Origin of the sequence: Streptomyces sp. x-80 (assembly GCF_046549095.1) — a bacterium.
GTDB classification, from domain to species: domain Bacteria; phylum Actinomycetota; class Actinomycetes; order Streptomycetales; family Streptomycetaceae; genus Streptomyces; species Streptomyces celluloflavus.
Genome location: NZ_JAJPWM010000011.1, coordinates 43,665 through 60,338 on the forward strand (window position 1 = coordinate 43,665; position 16,674 = coordinate 60,338).

Below are 16,674 nucleotides of genomic sequence, written 5' to 3' on the forward strand. Positions count from 1 at the left end.
CCCGCGGGGTCGTGTACGACTGGCCCGGGTCAAGGGGGTCGCTCGGATCGACTATCGCAGGTCGGCCGCGACCTGGCCAAAGGTGCGATTACGGACACATGTGGCGGTAATGCCAATAATGGGTGCGCGATCCAAGGTGAGCTACGCCACCAGCCTTTCAAATGCCGGTTAGGTAATCGATTCCTTTGATGGTTATGCGGAGGAAGCGCGGGAGGACGGGTCGGTGGGCGGCCGGTGCCCGGCACGTCCGGTGAACGCGGTGACCGCGCCCCTCGCGCAGCGCGCGCTGAATGGCCGGTCCGTGCTCCGGTCGCGCGGTGGCGGTCCGTAGGATGGGCTGTTCATGCTCGCGCGCCGCTTCGGGAGGGAGGAGGGCAGATGCGCCCGGTGTGCCGGTCGGCCGTGCTGACCCCGCTGCTCCTCCTCGCCGTCACCTTCGCACCGCTGCTCTGCCGGATCGGCGGTGACCAGCTGTGGTCGGCGGCGGGCCGGTCGGCCACGGCCGCGTGGACGCAGCCCCCGGCGGCCGGCGCCCCCTCCGGTACGGAGGCCGGCGGGCCGCGCCACGTGGCCGCACCCGTCGCCGTCGCCGAGGCGCCGAAGAAGTGCTCCGGCCGGCATGCGCCGGGGCCCGATGAATCCGTTCCGCTGCCCGCCCAGCACCGCGCCGAGCCGCTCGCCCCCGCCGCCGTCGGCTCGGTGCCGCTCGCCGCGGACGTACCCGCGCAGTTCGCGCTCGCCCGGCCGCCCACGGACGGCGCGCCCGCCACCGACCACCTCGCGCTCCTCCCCGTACTGCGGATATAGGCCGCCGCCCCGACGCACCCGGCTCTGTTTTCCCCTTTCCGTACGTCTGGAGCTTCCGCATGTCCGCTTCCGCCTCTCCCACCCGCAAAATCGCCGCCATCGGCGCGGTGCTCGCGCTCATCGTGGCGGTGATCGCCATCGGCGTCGCCGTCGGCAAGGCCGTCGAGGGAAACCGCGACGATGCCGCGCCGGCCGCCACCGGCACCGGCACACCCGAGGCCGCCGCCTCCGTACCGCCCGAGGAGGACGCCGGTCAGCAGCGGATGTACGAGGAGTACGCCAAGCTGACCAGCCGCCGGGTGGCCGGTGACCCGCTGGCGATCGGCAAGAAGGACGCCCCGGTGGTCCTGGTCGAATACGCCGACTACCAGTGCTCGTTCTGCGGGCGCTTCACCCGCGAGACCCAGCCGGAGCTGGTCAAGAAGTTCGTCGACGCGGGCACGTTGCGCATCGAGTTCCGCAACTTCACCATCTACGGTGCCGACTCCGAGCGGGCCGCCCGCGCCTCCTGGGCCGCCGGGCAGCAGGGCAAGTTCTGGCAGCTGCACGACGAGCTGTACGCCAAGACCCGCAAGGGCGACGCGCTGGCCGAGGACAAGCTCGTCGAGATGGCCCGCACGAGCGGCGTCCCGGACCTCGACAAGTTCCGCAGCGACCTCAAGAGCGCGGACGCCGAGCGCGCCCTGAAGAAGGACCAGGACGAGGGCTACCAGCTCGGTGTCCAGTCCACGCCGTCCTTCCTGGTCAACGGCCGGCCGATCGCCGGCGCCCAGCCCACCGGCACCTTCGAGCAGGTCGTCAAGGAGGCCGCGGCGACCGCGGCGAAGAAGACCGAGGGGGCCGCGAAGTGACCGATATCGGCTACCTCGCCGCCTTTCTCGGCGGCACCCTCGCGCTGCTCAGCCCGTGCAGTGCGCTGCTGCTGCCGGCGTTCTTCGCGTACTCCCTCTCGCACCCGGGCAAACTGCTCGCCCGCACCGGTGTGTTCTACCTGGGGCTGGCCACCACGCTGGTCCCGCTCGGCGCGGCCAGCACGGCGGCCAGCCGGCTGTTCAACGGCCACCGCGATCTGCTGATCGCCGTCGGCGGCTGGGTCGTCATCGCGATGGGCGTCGCCCAGATCCTGGGCCTGGGGTTCGCCTCCCGGCGCGCCCAGGCGGCCGCCGCCAAGATCACCCCGAGGTCGGCCGTCTCCACCTTCCTCCTCGGCTGCGTCTACGGCCTCGCGGGCTTCTGCGCAGGCCCGATCCTCGGCGCGGTGCTGACCGTGACGGCGGTCAGCGGCTCGCCGGTCTACGGCGCCTCGATGCTCGCCGTCTACGCGTTCGGCATGGCGCTGCCGCTGTTCGTGCTCGCGCTGCTGTGGGACCGCTTCAAGCTCGGCACCCGCGGCTGGCTGCGCGGCCGGGAGATCACCCTCGGGAAGCTGCGGCTGCACACCACGTCCACCCTGTCCGGCGTCTTCTTCATCGGTATCGGCGTGCTGTTCCTGCTCTTCAACGGGACCAGCGCCCTGCCCGGGATCCTGGACGCGGACGCCGAAGTCGGTGTCGAGGAGTGGGTACGGGACTTCGGCAACGGCGTACCGGACTTCGTGCTGATCGCGGTGGTCGCGCTCGTCGTCGCCGCGGTGCTCGGCCGTATCGCGCTGCGGCCGCAGAAGAAGCCGCGGGACTGACCGGCCGCGGACGGGGCGCCGTGGGCAGCCGGGCGGGCGCGCCGCCGGACCGGGACGGGGCCGGGGGACGGGACCCCGCCCCGGTGCCCGCGCCCCCGCTACGCGCTCTGCCGCCAGTGGCGCCGGAAGCGTGGATGGGGCTGCGGGCGCGGGCGGTGGGCGTCGGCCCGGCGGCGGCGGTCGTTGCACAGCAGACATCTGCCGTAGCCCGGCGGGAGGGGATCCTCCGGGTCGCCGTACAAGGGGTCCACCGCGCCGTGCGGATGCACGGCGCAGCCCGTCGGGCCGGTCTCGGCGCCCAGCGAACTGGCGGCGGTCAGGGCTCGCCGGAGGACGTCGACGAGCTGGTCGGCGTCGCGCCGGGTGGGCTCGGCTCGGAGGGCCGAGGCGATATCGGATGCGGTGGTCAGCGCGGTCTGGAGTTCGCGCAGGTGTGCGTAACCCATGCCTCGGAGCGTAGGCGGCCCCACTGACAGTTGATCTTCCGATCGCACTTCGCGGCTTCCCATGGCCTCATGCATGCCCGTTCCCACCCACGGTTTAGCACCGAAACGGTGACCGCCCCCTTACCGGCACATGACATGTGGGGATGGTGGCTTCGTTGCCGGCAGTGGCAGTGGCAGTGGCAGTGGCAGTGGCAGTGGCAGTGGCGTGCTCGTGCCTGGCTGCGGCGTCGGAAGTGCGACCAGCGGAGGCGGTGCTCGCCGGGATGGCAGCGGGGCGTGCTGCGAGGCGTACGGGCGCCGCCGCATGAGGGCGCCCCGTACGCCGTCGCCTCACGTCGCGTTCAGGGCCACCGTCGGGTGGCGCGGGAGGCACGGATCGCCGGACAGAGGCCCGCGGCCACGCCGATCGGGAGGGTGGCGGCCAGGCCGCCCGCCAGGGACCGGAGCGGGACGACCGCCGTCCACCCCTGGACGTGCGCGAAGCCGTATGTCGCCGCCGCGCCCGGCAGCGCGCCCGCCGCCCCGCCCAGGCCCGACAGCAGCAGCGACCCGGTCAGGAACTGGAGCCGGATCGCGTTGCGGGTCGCGCCCGGCGAGCGGCGCAGGCCGATCTCCTGGCGGCGCTCCAGGATGGAGATGACCACCGTGTTGGCGACGCCGACACCGCCGACCAGGAGGGCCACCGCGCCCAGGCCGAGCATCAGGGTCGTCAGGCCCTCGTCGGTGGCGGCCTTGGCGGCCGGCGCGCCCGAGGGACGGGAGACCTTGACGCCCGCCTCGTTGCCGGGGCTGATGGTGCGCGCCAGGACGGCCCGTACGTCCTCCACCGAGGCGTCCGTGGAGCGCTCGAAGACGGGTGGTGGGGTGGCCGTCGTACCCGGCGACCCGGACGGTGCCCGTGGTGGGCTTGTCGAGGGTGCCCAGGACGTGGAGCATCGTCGACTTCCCGGAGCCGGACGGGCCGACGACGGCGAGCAGTCCGCCCTCCTCGACGGTGAGGTTCACCCCGCGCAGGGCCTGGATGCCGCCGGGATAGGACTTGGTGGCGTCCCGCAGTTCGATCACCGGAGCCGGCGTCATGACTTCGCCACTCCGACCTGAGGCGGGCCGGCGAGTTCACGGCGGCACCCCACCGCCTCCCCCTCCTCGGCCTACGACCCCGCCGACCGTGCCCCGCAGGTCCGTCAGCACACCGCCAAGGCGGGCATCGAGCCGCAGCTGTTGACGGCCAGGTCAGGCACATGCGGGCCTGGCCGGAGGAGCGGCACGTCGCCCAGGTGCCGGCCACCAAGGTCAACGAGACCGTGACCACCACCGACGGCAGGGACGCCGAGGTCCGCGACCTGGCCGACAGCCTGCCGCGGCAGGCAGGGAAGCGGGTCTCCGCCGGTGCGGGCGCGCACGGCCAGCGGCTCTACGGCTGGGCCCGGACCGCGATCCGTCCGCTCCGGGAGGACGGCTTCGGGCACGGGGTCCCGGCCCGTCGCGGCATCGGCGACCCCACCGAGATCTCCTGCCATGTCTGCTGAGAGGGCGGACAGGGAGCAGGCGCGCGGTCCGGGGCGGCCACGGTGTGGCGGCCCCGGGGGAGCGGGCGGCACCCGGTCCCGGTGCGGTCAGGGCGCGACCGGGAGCGCGCGCTTGTGGTCGGTGAGGCGGTAGCGGCGGACTATCGTCCGGAAGGCGGTGTCGGTGACCGGCCCGCCCTCCAGGAAGTCGTCGATCTCGTCATAGCTCACGCCGAGCGCGTCCTCGTCGGGCTTGCCCGGGTCGAGCGTCTCCAGGTCGGCCGTCGGGACCTTCGTGACCAGCTCGGCCGGGGCGCCGAGGGCCGCCGCCACGGCCCGTACCCGGCGCTTGGTCAGCCCGCCCAGCGGCACCACGTCGGCCGCGCCGTCGCCGAACTTCGTGAAGAAGCCGGAGACCGCCTCGGCCGCGTGGTCGGTGCCCACGACCAGCCCTTCGTGGGCGCCCGCGACCGCGTACTGCGCGATCATGCGCTGGCGGGCCTTGATGTTCCCCTGGACGAAGTCCCGGTGATGGGCGTCGCGGAAGGCGACACCGCCGACCACCGCCGCCTCCAGCGCCGCGTCGCTCGCCGGGCGGATGTCCACGGTCAGCACCCGGTCGGCGCGGATGAAGTCCAGCGCCAGCTGGGCGTCCTTCTCGTCGGCCTGGACGCCGTACGGCAGCCGCATCGCGAAGAACGTGGCCGCGTGCCCGGTGGCGCGGGCCCGCTCCACCGCGAGCTGGCAGAGCCGGCCCGCGGTCGTGGAGTCGACGCCGCCGCTGATGCCCAGGACCAGGGAGCGCAGGCCCGTGGACGTCAGCCGGTCCGTGAGGAAGGCCACCCGGCGCTCGATCTCCCGCTCGGCGTCGAAGGACGCACTCACCTGGAGATCCCGGGCGATCTCCTGTTGCAGGGCCTTGGACGCCGGGTCGGTCACGGCCGCTCCTCCTGGTTCTCGGTCCGCGTGCCGGCGGACCGGGTGGTGCCGGTGGTTCCGTAAGACCTTATGCCGGGTGTGCCCACGACTTGAGGGCGGCCTTGCTCGTGAAGTCCGCCACATTCTTGTCCAGCGGCTGGTCGGTGTACTGGTGGATGCGCCAGTTCGCCTTGATCCGCGGCTTCCCGGCGGTGACGTAGTCGGCGATCCACAGGCCGTCGGCGGCATAGGAGGTGCTGTCGCGGTTGAGCCAGAAGTCGCGGTTGCAGTAGAGCAGGGCGCGGTGCGTGGGCCGCAGCCGCTTGACCTCCTTGAGGAACTGGTCCTTCTCCGCATTGCTCGCCGCCGTCCCCGAGCCGGTGGTCTCCCAGTCGGCGGCCAGGAGGTCGCCCTGGACGGAGGCGCACTTCTCGACGAAGTACGCGGCCTGCGCCGCGATGTTCCCGGGCCACAGGAAATGGTAGAAACCGACCACGCACCCCGCGTTACGGGCCTTCGCGGCCTGGGCGGACTGGTTCGGATTCACATAGGAACGGCCTTCGGTGGCCTTGACGAACACGAAGTCCAACCCCTCCGCGGAATATGAGGTGTTGTACGAGCTGACATCGACACCATGCAGCATGAGCGGCCTCCTGCCGATCGGACCTGCGATTTCGAAGCGTCATCTGCGTCGCAGCAGTTCAGCATGTTCAGGACCGGAGACGCCGGAAAGTGCTGCGGAAGTTCCTTGTATCAGAGGCGGGTTGGGGAATGCGGAGCGATTTTCGGGACTCCGGTGAGCCTCAGGGGACAGCAGTGGCCGCCGGGGCCACAGGGGCCGATGGGAGCTGTGGCCGCGGTGGGGTATGTGCCGTGCGTGGTTCCCGGTGAGGTGTGGTGGCCGCCGCCGCGGGGGCGAGGTAGGCGAGCCAGCCGCCCGTACGGGGGAGCGGGTGTGCGGTCCAGGCGCGGGCGTAGGCGGGTGGCGCGGGCGCGGTGCCGGGGCCCGCGCCCGCGGTGAGGACGGCCGTCGGCTCGTGCGCGGCCCGGCGCAGCAGCGCCCGCGGGGTGATCGACCGGTTGTTGCCCTCGGTGTCGGCGGAGGCGCAGCCCGCGTGGTAGCCGACCGGCTGCGCGTGCGGGCCCACGACCAGGCAGGGCGGGCGCAGCCCGAGCCGGCGGAGGGTGCGGGCGGCCTGCCGGTAGCGGTCGGCGACCACCGCGGCCTGCGCCGAGGTACCGGTCAACACCGCTGCCTGGCTGACCAGATGGAGCGCCAGGACGGCCCCGATCACGAGGCCGGCAGGGGTGAGCGCGCCGATACGTACCGTCCCGGTGGCGCGCCGGTTCCTCGTCCGGCGGCGACCGCGCGCGGCGGGCGCGGGATGCGTGGTGGCGGCGGACCGGCGGGCGTGGGAGTGACGGACCGCGCCCGCCGCCAGCGCTGCGACCGGCGGCGCCAGCAGCGCGTACGCGGGGAGCAGGAAACGCGGCGCCGAGTAGTCGAGGAGCAGCAGATACGGGACCGCGACGGAGGCCGCGCAGACCAGCGGCACGGCCGTGACCGCGAGCGGGCGGCCGCGGCGCACCGCGACCAGCAGCGCGGCCGCGGCGAGCGGCGGCAGCGCCAGCCACCACAGGGCCAGCGCGGGCTGGTGCAGCGTGTAGTGGTCACACGGGCGGCAGAGCAGCGGCCCGTTGAGGCTGCGCAGCGCCGCACCGGCACCCGCGCCGAAACCGTGGTGCAGCCCCATGCCGCCCTCGGTGGCGCTGGAGACGCGCAGCCGCCCGGCGATCCCGCCGAACCGGGCGTATGCCTCCGCCACCCACTGTGCCCCGCCGAGCGCCGGACCGCCGAGCAGCGCGGGCAGCGCCGGGCGCAGGCGCCGTACGCACACCGCCGTCACCAGCAGCGGCAGCGTGACCCAGCCGGTGTCGGGGGTACGCAGCAGGGCGCAGCAGGCGAGCGTGCCGGCCAGCCACCACCGGGCGCGCGGCTCGTCCGGCACCCGCAGGAACCAGCCGACCGCCGCCACCGCGCCCAGCGCCACCCAGAGGTTGGGCATCGCCTGGGAGCCGCTCAGCTCGGTGATCCACAGCCCGGCGAAGAGCAGTGCGGCGAGCGCGGCGGTACGGCGGCCGAGCAGCGGGGCCCAGCCGCGGAACGCGCCGTACAGCGCGGCGGCGGAGGCGACCGCGAGCACACCGCGCAGCAGCGGCACGGAGGGGGAGACGGCGGTGATCGGGGCCACCAGGTAGCTGATGCCGCGCGAACGGGGCGCGCTGAAGAACGCGGCCGGAGTGCGCGGGTCGCTCTGCGACACATACACCGACTCGTCCCAGCCGAGCGCCGGCTGCGTGGGGAGGACCACGAGGAACTGGACGAGGGCGTAGCCGAGCGCGATGAGCGCCGGCCAGGGGACGGTGGTGGGACGTGCGGCCGGCCGGGCGGGGCGTGGTGCGCGGACGGCACGCAGGGCGTGCGGGGCGCACAGCGTACGCAGCGCGTGCCAGGCGTGGACGACCGGTGAGGCGGAAGTGGCGGATCGGATGGATACGGAGGCGGATACGGAGGCGGATACGGCGGCGGATACGGCGGCGGCGGGTGGGATCCGTGCTGAGGTCACTGTCGTCCCTCTGGAGTTCCTGGGATTCCGGTGATTCCGGGAACGTCCGTTGTCCCAGGCATCGGCCGCCGCGTCACGTACCGCCTCGCGCCCTCCACGGGTGCGTACCGGCGGCGGGCCCGGTCCGGTCCTCCCGGCCGGAATGGGCCCGTCGGTCGCGGGGCCGCTCAGCGGGGCGTCGAGGCGGCCTCGGAGTCGTACCGGGGCACCGCGAGATGACGCCGTCCGCACCGCCGCAGCAGACCGCGGACGCGGGCGCGGGCCTGCCCGAGCGCACGCTGCCCGGCCCGGCGGTGGCGCGTCGTCCGCAGCTCCCGGAACAGGAGCCGGTAGCGCTCGACGATCGGTTCCGGGTCGTAGCGACCGGACCCCTCCAGTGCGGCGCGGGCCATCCGGCGGCGGCGTGCCGGGTCCTCGATCAGGTCGATCAGGCCGCCGGCCAGCGCCCGCCCGTCGCCGCGCGGCACCAGCAGCCCGTCCGTACCGTGCCGGATGATCTCGGCCGGACCGAGCGGACAGTCGGTGCTGACGACGGGCACACCGCAGCGCATCGCCTCGACGATCGTCATGCCGAACGATTCGGCGTCCGAGGCCGACGCGACGATGGACGCCTCGGCGAACTCCGTCTCGATCGGCGACCGCGGGCCGGTCAGCTCCGCCCGGCCGGCGAGTCCGAGTCCGTCGATCAGCCCCTGGAGCCGGGTGCGTTCGGCACCGCCGCCGTGGATGCGCAGCCGCCAGTCCGGGTGTTTGACGGTGACCGCGGAGAACGCCTCGATGAGCAGGTCGAAGCGTTTGCCGCGAGCCAGCCGGCCGGCCGCGGCGATCACCTTCGCGGTGCCGTCGGACGGCGGTCCGGCCGGCGCCGGCACGATGTTGGGCACGGCCAGTACGCGTACGCCGGGCAGCGGCATCCGCGCCCGGTAGACGGCGGCATCGGCCTCGGTGGTGGTGACCACGGCGTCCAGCGTCCGGTAGTGGCGGGCGAGTTCGGCCCGCAGCTGCTTGCTGTGCGCGTCGTGCCGCAGGTGCTCCTGGGCGATCCGCAGCGCCCGGCGCGGCCCGAAGCTGGCGAGGTAGACATTGATGCCCGGCCGGGTGCCGATCAGGACGTCCGCGTCGCTGGCCCGCAGATACCGCGCGGCCCGGACGTCGACCAGCCGGCTGTACTGGTGGTGCCGTTTCTCGGCCGCCGGGAAGTCCAGCGCGGGCTCGCTGAAGAGCGGATCCGCCATATCGTCGCTGCCGACCCGGATGTCCACCAGCGGCACCAGCCGCACCCGGGGATCCACGGTGAACCGCGGTACCTCGCGATGCCGCAGCATCGAGACGATCTCGACGTCGTGCCGTCCGGCGAGGGCGGCGGCGAGGTTGAGCGTGGTGCGGATGGTGCCGCCGATGGCATAGGCGTTGTGCAGCAGGAGGGCGATCTTGAGGCGCGGGGCGGTGGCGGGGGTGGTCGCCGTCGCGGGTGCGGGGACGGGGACGGGGACGGGGACAGGGACCGCTGAGTGTGCCGTGTCCGGTGAGTGCGTCGTGTGCGGTGTGCCGGGGGTGCCGGGCGTACCGGGGGTGCCGGGCGTGTGCGGTGTGTGCTGCGTGTGGTCCGTGCTCTTCATGCGGTGTCTTCCCGAGGCGCGCCGAGTCGTTCCGGCCGGCCGGTGCCCATGCCACGACAGGCCGCCGCGGCCGGCCCGGCCGGCACGGGGCAACCGTGACGTCACGGGGTAAGCCCACGGCGTGGCCCGGGTGAGAGCCCGGTAAGAAAGCCATGGCGGTACCGGCCGCCCGGCGCCGCCCGGTCCGGGCCTTGGCAGACTTGCCGGGTGACCTATGCCGTACTGCTCGCCGAGGACGACCGCCCCATCCGCACCGCGCTGGAGCGTGCCCTGACCCTGGAGGGGTACCGGGTCACCGCCGTCGCGGACGGGATCCAGGCGCTCGCCACCGCGCACCTTGAGCGCCCCGATGTGATCCTGCTGGACGTGATGATGCCCGGTATCGACGGGCTCCAGGTGTGCCAGGTGCTGCGGGCGGAACAGGACCGCACCCCGATCCTCATGCTGACCGCCCGCGTCGACACGGCGGACCGGATCGCCGGGCTGGACGCCGGCGCCGACGACTACGTCGTCAAACCGTTCGAGGTGGAGGAGGTGTTCGCCCGGTTGCGGGCGCTGCTGCGGCGTACGGCACCGGCGGGACGGGCGGGCGCCGACGGGCCGGCCGGTACGGCGGACTCGGGTACCGGTGCGGGCGACGGTGCCGGCGCTGGTGCCGGTGCCGGTGGGAAAGGCGGGAACGGCGGGAACGGCGAGGCGTACGACACCAGAGCGGTGGACAGCGGCGTCGTCGAGGCGGCCGATCTGCGGATCGACGGTCTGTCCCGGCGGGCCTGGCGCGGACCGCGCGAACTGGAGCTGACCAGGACCGAGTTCGAGCTGCTCGAACTGCTGGCGCGCAATGCCGGGATCGTCCTGGACCACTCGACGATCTACGACCGGATCTGGGGATACGACTTCGGCCCCGGCTCGAAGAACCTCGCGGTGTACGTGGGCTATCTGCGGCGCAAGGTCGATGTGCCGGGCCGCCGGCCGCTGATCCACACGGTGCGTGGCGTCGGCTACGTCCTGCGGGAGGACTGACGTGCCGGGGAGCGGGGGACGGCTCGCGCACCTCGTCCGCCGGCGGCGCGGCCGGCCGGGCGGCCGGCTGGGCACCTGGCTGCGGACCCGTAGACCCGCCAGCCTGCGGACCGCGTTCGCGGTGGCCTTCGCCTCGATGGCCGCCGCGGTGACCGTACTCGTCGGCTTCCTCAGCTACGACGCGGCGGCCCGGCTGGTGCGGGTGGACGAGCGGTCGGTGTTCTCCGAGGTGGTCGCGGAGCTGCGGACCCAGGTGCAGGAGCAGCCGCACCGGCCGGTGGACTACGTACGCTCCGACCCCGACCACGTCGGGCCGCGCGATGTCCTCGCCCGGCCGCACCGCACCGACGTCCAGGTCCTGGGCCCCGACGGGCGGACCGTGGACCGCGGGCGCCCGGCCCTCCCGGTCGGCGACGAGGACCGGGCGATCGCCGCGGCCGCGGCGGCGGGCCACTGTCTGGAGCGGGAGGCGGACATCGGCGACGAGGCGTACCACGTCGCGACCGTCGCGCTCGGCGGTGGCCGCGGGGCGGTGCAGGTCGCCCAGAAGTTCAGCGAGACCGAGGCCATGCTCTCCGACCTCCAGTGGCGCACCGCCCTGTGGGCGGCGGCCGTCACCGTGCTGGCCGGGACCGCCGGCTGGTGGCTGGCGCGCCGGATCACCCGTCGGCTGGTCCGGCTCACCGCGGTCGCCGAGAACGTGGCGGAGCACGGCCGGCTGGACGTACCGGTCCCGGTCGCGGGCCGGGACGAGGTCGCCCGGCTCGGGCGCGCCTTCGACGACATGCTCGGCCGGCTGGCGAGTTCGGTCCGGGACCAGCAGCGGCTCGTGCAGGACGCGGGGCACGAACTGCGCACCCCGCTGACCTCGCTGCGGACGAACATCTCGCTGCTGAAGCGGTTCGACGAACTGCCCCCGGACGCGCGCGCGGAACTCCTCGCCGACCTGACGGGCGAATCCCGCGCACTGACCGACCTGGTCAACGAACTGGTGGAGCTGGCGGCCGGACAGCGGGACGGCGGCCCGCTGACCGAGGTACGCCTGGCCGATGTGGCGCAGGCCGCGGCGGCACCGGCCCGCCGGCGCACCGGCCGCGAGATCACCGTGCGGACCGAGCGCCCGGCGGTGGTCGGCGGCCGGCCCGTCGCGCTGCACCGGGCGCTCGCCAACCTGCTGGAGAACGCCGCCAAGTTCGACCCGGGCGGGACGGAGCCGATCGAGGTCGTGGTCACCGGTGCCCGGATCGAGGTCCTCGACCGGGGACCGGGCATCGCGGAGTCCGACCGCACCCGCGTCTTCGACCGCTTCTACCGCGCCCCGGCCGCCCGCGGCCTGCCCGGCTCCGGCCTCGGCCTGGCGATCGTCCGCGATATCGCCACCGCCCACGGCGGCCACGCCTTCGCCACCCACCGGCCGGGCGGCGGTGCCACCTTCGGCTTCACGGTGGGGACGGAGACAGCGGCGAGGACGGAACCGGGGTGGGACACGGGACGGGGGAGCAGAACCGGGACGGGGCGGGACGTGGGGGCGGGGCCGAGGTAGCGCGCCGCCCCGTCTCCCTGCCTCCCGTTCTCTGCCCTATCTCCCGGTGTCCCCCTGGGCCGTCTCCACCGAGTTGTGCAGGTCGGCCGCGGCGTCCACGGCGGCGGCCGTGGAGCAGGCGACGCAGGCGAGCACGGCCGCGGCGACCAGGCGAAGGCCGCGGGAGCGGAGGCGTATCGGCGGGTGGCCGGGGGCCGCGGCGGGAGTCAGGAGCGCGGCCACCCGGCGGGGGACCGGACCGGCCGTCGCGGCGAGGGCGGTGCCGGGCCGGTGCCGCGCCGTCTCGTGCGGGCGGGCGGCCAGCGCGGCGCGGCCGATGGCGCGGGCGGTGAGCCGGCGGTCGCCGACCCGGGCGGCGGCCGATTCGTCCGCCCAGCGCTCCAGCGCGTAGGCCAGCGGCGCGCGCAGCCCGCGGAGCAGCGGATGGCAGGCCGAGGCCAGTGCGACGGTGAGCAGGAAGAGGTGGTGGCGGCCCGTGAGATGGGCGCGCTCATGGGCGAAGAGCGCCTCCCGCTCGGCCGGCGGCAGGGCCCGCAGCATCCCGGCGGTGACCACCACCCGGTCCGGGCGGCCCGGCAGGGCGTAGGCGTCGGGGGCGCTGTCCGGGAGCACGCACAGATCACCCGCGGCGGTGTGCGCGTCGGCGGCGCGGCGGGCGGCCCGCAGTTCGGTGCGGTGGCGGCGGGCGCGGCGGCCGACGGCGGCGGCGCAGCCGGCCAGTGCGGCGCCGGCGGCACAGGCCACGGGGACGGTCACGGCCGGTTCGCCGCCGAGCAGCGGCAGCGAGAGATGGCCGAGCGCGGCGACCGGGGGCAGCCGCAGCGCACCGGCGGCCAGCAGCAGGCCGAGCGCCGCGGTCGTGCACGCGGCCAGTGCGGCGGCGCAGCCCGTCAGCAGCCAGGCGGCGGCGCGCGGCGGCAGTGACTCCGCCAGCCGGCGGGCGGCCGGCACGGCGAGCAGCGGCATCAGCAGCGGAATCCAGGCGGCGAAGATCACGGGGCGGCGCCGGGGCCGGGCAGGGGCGCGGCGGCCGGTCCCGCCGCACGGGGCGGCGCCGCGGCGGGCGGTCCGTCCGGTGCGGGGCCGTCCGGTTCGTCCAGGAGGGAGCGGAGCAACTGCTCGTCCTCCGTGGTCAGTTGTGAGACGAAGCGGGCGAGCGCGGTGCCGCGGTCGTCCTGTTTGTCGAGCTCGCTGCGCATCCGGCGGGCGGTGAGCCCGGCGGAGTCGTGTATCGGCGAGTAGACATAGCCGCGGCCGGCCCGGGAGCGGGACACCGCGCCCTTGCCGTGCAGCCGGGTGAGGATCGTCGTGACGGTCGTACGGGCGAGCGGGGTGCCCAGTGCACTCTGCACCCCGGCGGGGCTCAGCGGGCCTTCGGCCGACCAGAGCGCCGCGAGCACGCTCGCCTCCAGCTCGCCGGCGGGGCGCCGCTGCGCGGGTGGTGTCTCCGACACGGAACGCCCGCCACCTTTCTTTCGTCTACAGTTCCGTAGACCGTCTACGCGACTGTAGTCGGCCGGGCCGGTCGTTCGGCAGGCCCGGAACCCATTATGGGAGGGCCCACTGACATGCCCGCAGCCGCAGCGGACCTATCGGTGACAGCCGTCACCCAGGCCGTCAATGTCCTGGACGCCGGCTCGTTGCTCGCGGCGTTCGGCGCGCTCGGCGTCGCCGTCGTGCTGTTCGCCGAGACCGGCCTGCTGGTCGGCTTCTTCCTGCCGGGCGACTCCCTGCTGTTCACCGCGGGACTGCTCTGCGCCCCGGGCGCGGGCGGCGCCGTGCACCTCTCGCTGCCGCAGGTCCTGACGGCCGCCGCCGTCGGCACGCTCGCCGGATCCCAGACCGGCTACTGGATCGGCAGGCGCGGTGGCCGCGCCCTCCTGGCCCGCGGCCGCGCCCACCGGCTGCGGGCGGGACTGACCCGGGCCGAGGAGTATCTGGCGCGCTACGGACATGCCAAGGCCATCGTGCTCGCCCGCTTCGTCCCCGTCGTGCGGACCGTGCTGAACCCGCTGGCGGGCGCCCTCGGCGTGCCCGCCCGCACCTTCGCCCTCTGGCAGACCGCCGGCGGCCTGATCTGGACCTTCGGCCTGACCCTCGCCGGATACGCGCTGGGTGCGTCCATCCCCAACGTCGACCGCTATCTGCTGCCGCTGGTCGCCCTCGTGGTGATCGCGTCGCTGACCCCGCTCGCCGTCGAGGTGCTGCGGTCCCGCCGGCGGCCGGCGGCGCAGCCCGACCCGTCGGCCCCGCCGCCCTCCTGAACCACCGATCCGCCCGTATCCGAAGTCCCCGGAACATCCGTAACACTGGTACCGGCATCAGCACCGACCCGGCACCGTATCCCCACCGATCCGCCAAGGAGACCCCCAGTGACCACCCTCGCCCTCGGCGGAGCCTCGATCGACGGCGGCCTGTACACCTGGATCACCGATCTCGCACAGCGCGCCCCGCACGTCCTGAACACCCTGGTCTCCTACTGGACCGACTACGGACTGGGGCTCTTCGCGGTCCTGATGCTGATCGGCTGGTGGCGGGCCCGGCACGCCGGATCCACCGCCATGGCGATGGCGCTGGCCGCCCCCGTCGCCGTCGTCGTCGCCTATGTCGCCAACGACGTGATCAAGAGCTTCTTCAACGAACAGCGGCCCTGCCAGACGCTCCACACGGTCACCGTCGAAGCGTGTCCGGCGCTCGGTGACTGGTCGTTCCCCAGCAACCACTCGGCCATCGCGGCCGCCGCCGCGGTCGCCATAGTCCTGTGCGGCCGCCGGCTCGGATGGATCGCGGTCCCGGCCGCGCTCCTGATGGCGGCCTCGCGGATCTGGGTCGGCGCGCACTACCCGCACGACGTCGTCGTGGGTCTGCTCATCGGCGCCCTCGTCGCGTGGCCGCTCACCCTGCTCGCCCGCCGTGCGGCGCCCGCCGTCGACCGCCTCTCGGCCACCCGGCTGCGTCCCCTGGTGGCGGCGCGGTGACACCGAAGGGGCGGGCACCGGGGGCGGCGGGCGGCCGGACGCACCGTACCGGCCCGCTCGTAGCCCTCGCGGTGGTCTGCGCGGCGCTGTTCGCCGCCGTGTCCGTCGTCGTCGCCGTACGCGACGGAGCCCCGCTGCCCGCCGAACAGGCCGCCCACGACTGGGCCACGGCGCACCGGGGGCAGCCGTGGCGCTCCCTGGCCCGGGTATTCACGGCGACCGGCACCGGCCTGGTGCCGTACCTGATGGCGGTGCTCGCCGGACTGCTGGCCGGCCGGGGCGCGCTCGGCCGCCTCCACGCGGTGATCTGCGCCGTCGGCGCGCTGGCCGTCGGCCAGGCGATCCGTTACGGCCTGATGGAACTGATCGCCCGCCCGCGCCCGTCGGCCGCCGACTGGGCCGGGCCCGCCTCCGGCTTCTCGTTCCCCTCCGGCCACTCCACCACCGCGGTACTGGCGGCCGGAATCCTGGCCTGGGGCGTCCGGCGGTACGCCCGCCGCGGCACCGCCCGCCTCTGGTGCGCGCTGCTCGCCCTCTGGGCCGTCGCCATCGGCGCCACCCGTGTCTATCTGGGCGTCCACTGGCCGGGCGACGTCCTGGCCGGCTGGCTGCTCGCCACCGCCGTCCTGGCCCTCGCCCTCCTCGCGGAACCCTTCGTGTACTCCCGCCGCGCCACCGCCCGGCACCCGGGCACCCCTTCCCCGTAAAGCGGGCGAGTTCCCCACAAGCCGGGTGCGTGGCGGCCGGCACCGCTCCCACAATTCGAACGCTGATAACACTTATGGCCATGAATCGATGAGGATCGGTCCAGTTCTTTCCCAATGCGGCATGGCAGTGGTCCCTGCCGAGTAGCACTGTCCTGTGTTCCGGCGACCGGCAGCAACGGCCGCCGGCACCCGCACCGACAGCGAGCACGTGAGGCAGCGCCATCTGGGGGACAGCAACGATGGACCATCAGCTCCACGGCCCGATGGACGGGCCCCGCGACCAGCTGGAGCGCCGCGGCCCGGACAGCCGTGACCCGGACCGCCGCGACCCGGACCGTCGTGACGCGGCCGTTTCACCTGGTCCGGCCGGGCCGCGGGTCCCGGCTGACCCGGCCGACCCGGCCGACCCGACTGACCCGACTGACCCGACTGACCCGGCCGAAGCGCCCGTAACGTCCGACCAATCCGTAACGTCCGACCGGCCCGCAACGTGGGACCGGCCCGCGCCACTCACCCCGTCCCTGCCACGAGCCCCGTCCGCGCCGCTCGCTCCGTCCGTGTCACTGGCCCCGGAAGGCCGCTGTGCCGCCGCGGCGGACAAGGACCCGACGCCGTGCGACGGCCCGCCTGACGCCGCCACCATCGTGGACCGGCACGGCCGGGAGGCGGCCGGCTGCGTCCACCACTGCGCCCGCCTCCTGGCCGGCCTCGACGGCGCCCGCGTCCACCCGTTCGTCGCGGCGGCCCGCGCCCTGGACATCTACTCCCGGGCCCGCGAACTCCCGCCGTTCGCCTGGGAGATCGGCCGGTAACCGGCCGC

At 74.5% G+C, this 16,674-nt stretch carries 17 protein-coding genes and 1 pseudogene; 10 read left to right on the forward strand and 8 right to left on the reverse strand.

What is annotated here, in order from left to right:
- The first annotated feature begins 378 nt into the window (after positions 1-378).
- From ACLJWH_RS22595 to ACLJWH_RS22605, 3 genes are read left to right on the forward strand one after another with little or no spacing between them, the layout of a single operon-like run.
- Positions 379-807 (forward strand): hypothetical protein, encoded by a 429-nt coding sequence (locus ACLJWH_RS22595; protein WP_411143560.1) that lies wholly within the window; start codon positions 379-381, stop codon positions 805-807.
- Between the two features lie 59 nt (positions 808-866).
- Positions 867-1,658 (forward strand): DsbA family protein, encoded by a 792-nt coding sequence (locus ACLJWH_RS22600; RefSeq protein WP_411143561.1) that lies wholly within the window; start codon positions 867-869, stop codon positions 1,656-1,658.
- Positions 1,655-2,485 carry a cytochrome c biogenesis CcdA family protein gene (locus ACLJWH_RS22605; protein ID WP_411143562.1) on the forward strand — a complete coding sequence of 277 codons (831 nt, stop codon included), beginning with the start codon at positions 1,655-1,657 and terminating at the stop codon, positions 2,483-2,485. The genes ACLJWH_RS22600 and ACLJWH_RS22605 overlap by 4 nt, the downstream gene beginning before the upstream one ends.
- A gap of 98 nt (positions 2,486-2,583) precedes the next feature.
- Here ACLJWH_RS22605 and ACLJWH_RS22610 read toward each other — a convergent pair whose 3' ends face one another.
- A complete protein-coding gene (locus ACLJWH_RS22610; RefSeq protein ID WP_411143563.1) occupies positions 2,584-2,931 on the reverse strand; it encodes a hypothetical protein in 348 nt (115 codons plus the stop codon).
- Positions 2,932-3,261: 330 nt separating this feature from the next.
- Positions 3,262-4,005 (reverse strand): annotated as a pseudogene (locus tag ACLJWH_RS22615) (FtsX-like permease family protein); the annotation flags it as partial.
- Positions 4,006-4,172: 167 nt separating this feature from the next.
- Here ACLJWH_RS22615 and ACLJWH_RS22620 point away from each other — a divergent pair.
- The gene (locus ACLJWH_RS22620; RefSeq protein WP_411143564.1) at positions 4,173-4,460 is read left to right on the forward strand and encodes a hypothetical protein; all 288 of its coding nucleotides are present in this window, start codon (positions 4,173-4,175) and stop codon (positions 4,458-4,460) included.
- A gap of 87 nt (positions 4,461-4,547) precedes the next feature.
- On the opposite strand, the gene nadE is transcribed toward ACLJWH_RS22620, so the two are convergent.
- The 4 genes from nadE to ACLJWH_RS22640 form a co-directional block, all read right to left on the reverse strand.
- A complete protein-coding gene (nadE, locus tag ACLJWH_RS22625; protein ID WP_411143565.1) occupies positions 4,548-5,378 on the reverse strand; it encodes an ammonia-dependent NAD(+) synthetase in 831 nt (276 codons plus the stop codon).
- A gap of 67 nt (positions 5,379-5,445) precedes the next feature.
- The gene (locus tag ACLJWH_RS22630) at positions 5,446-6,000 is read right to left on the reverse strand and encodes a GH25 family lysozyme (RefSeq protein ID WP_411143566.1); all 555 of its coding nucleotides are present in this window, start codon (positions 5,998-6,000) and stop codon (positions 5,446-5,448) included.
- A gap of 160 nt (positions 6,001-6,160) precedes the next feature.
- Positions 6,161-7,984 (reverse strand): hypothetical protein, encoded by a 1,824-nt coding sequence (locus ACLJWH_RS22635; RefSeq protein ID WP_411143567.1) that lies wholly within the window; start codon positions 7,982-7,984, stop codon positions 6,161-6,163.
- A 167-nt stretch (positions 7,985-8,151) separates the two neighbouring features.
- On the reverse strand, positions 8,152-9,603 hold the full coding sequence (locus tag ACLJWH_RS22640) for a glycosyltransferase family 4 protein (RefSeq protein ID WP_411143568.1): 1,452 nt from the start codon (positions 9,601-9,603) through the stop codon (positions 8,152-8,154).
- A 207-nt stretch (positions 9,604-9,810) separates the two neighbouring features.
- Between ACLJWH_RS22640 and ACLJWH_RS22645 the strand changes: the two genes are divergently transcribed.
- Together ACLJWH_RS22645 and ACLJWH_RS22650 are read left to right on the forward strand one after the other, a co-directional pair.
- Positions 9,811-10,626 carry a response regulator transcription factor gene (locus ACLJWH_RS22645; protein ID WP_411143569.1) on the forward strand — a complete coding sequence of 272 codons (816 nt, stop codon included), beginning with the start codon at positions 9,811-9,813 and terminating at the stop codon, positions 10,624-10,626.
- Between the two features lie 136 nt (positions 10,627-10,762).
- Positions 10,763-12,169, forward strand: coding sequence for an ATP-binding protein (locus tag ACLJWH_RS22650; RefSeq protein ID WP_411143768.1), 1,407 nt, complete (start codon positions 10,763-10,765; stop codon positions 12,167-12,169).
- 36 nt (positions 12,170-12,205) lie between these two features.
- On the opposite strand, the gene ACLJWH_RS22655 is transcribed toward ACLJWH_RS22650, so the two are convergent.
- Both ACLJWH_RS22655 and ACLJWH_RS22660 read right to left on the reverse strand, forming a co-directional pair.
- Positions 12,206-13,165, reverse strand: a complete 960-nt coding sequence (locus tag ACLJWH_RS22655) for a M56 family metallopeptidase (protein WP_411143570.1) — start codon at positions 13,163-13,165, stop codon at positions 12,206-12,208.
- A complete protein-coding gene (locus tag ACLJWH_RS22660; RefSeq protein WP_411143571.1) occupies positions 13,162-13,623 on the reverse strand; it encodes a BlaI/MecI/CopY family transcriptional regulator in 462 nt (153 codons plus the stop codon). Before ACLJWH_RS22660 ends, ACLJWH_RS22655 begins: the two co-directional genes overlap by 4 nt.
- A gap of 114 nt (positions 13,624-13,737) precedes the next feature.
- Here ACLJWH_RS22660 and ACLJWH_RS22665 point away from each other — a divergent pair, with 114 nt between their 5' ends.
- From ACLJWH_RS22665 to ACLJWH_RS22680, 4 genes are all read left to right on the forward strand, one after another.
- A complete protein-coding gene (locus ACLJWH_RS22665) occupies positions 13,738-14,433 on the forward strand; it encodes a DedA family protein (RefSeq protein WP_411143572.1) in 696 nt (231 codons plus the stop codon).
- Positions 14,434-14,541: 108 nt separating this feature from the next.
- Positions 14,542-15,147, forward strand: coding sequence for a phosphatase PAP2 family protein (locus ACLJWH_RS22670; RefSeq protein WP_411143573.1), 606 nt, complete (start codon positions 14,542-14,544; stop codon positions 15,145-15,147).
- Positions 15,144-15,854 (forward strand): phosphatase PAP2 family protein, encoded by a 711-nt coding sequence (locus ACLJWH_RS22675; RefSeq protein WP_411143574.1) that lies wholly within the window; start codon positions 15,144-15,146, stop codon positions 15,852-15,854. The genes ACLJWH_RS22670 and ACLJWH_RS22675 overlap by 4 nt, the downstream gene beginning before the upstream one ends.
- Positions 15,855-16,411: 557 nt before the next feature.
- Complete coding sequence (locus ACLJWH_RS22680) at positions 16,412-16,666, forward strand: hypothetical protein (RefSeq protein WP_411143575.1); 255 nt, start codon at positions 16,412-16,414, stop codon at positions 16,664-16,666.
- The last annotated feature ends 8 nt before the right edge of the window (positions 16,667-16,674 follow it).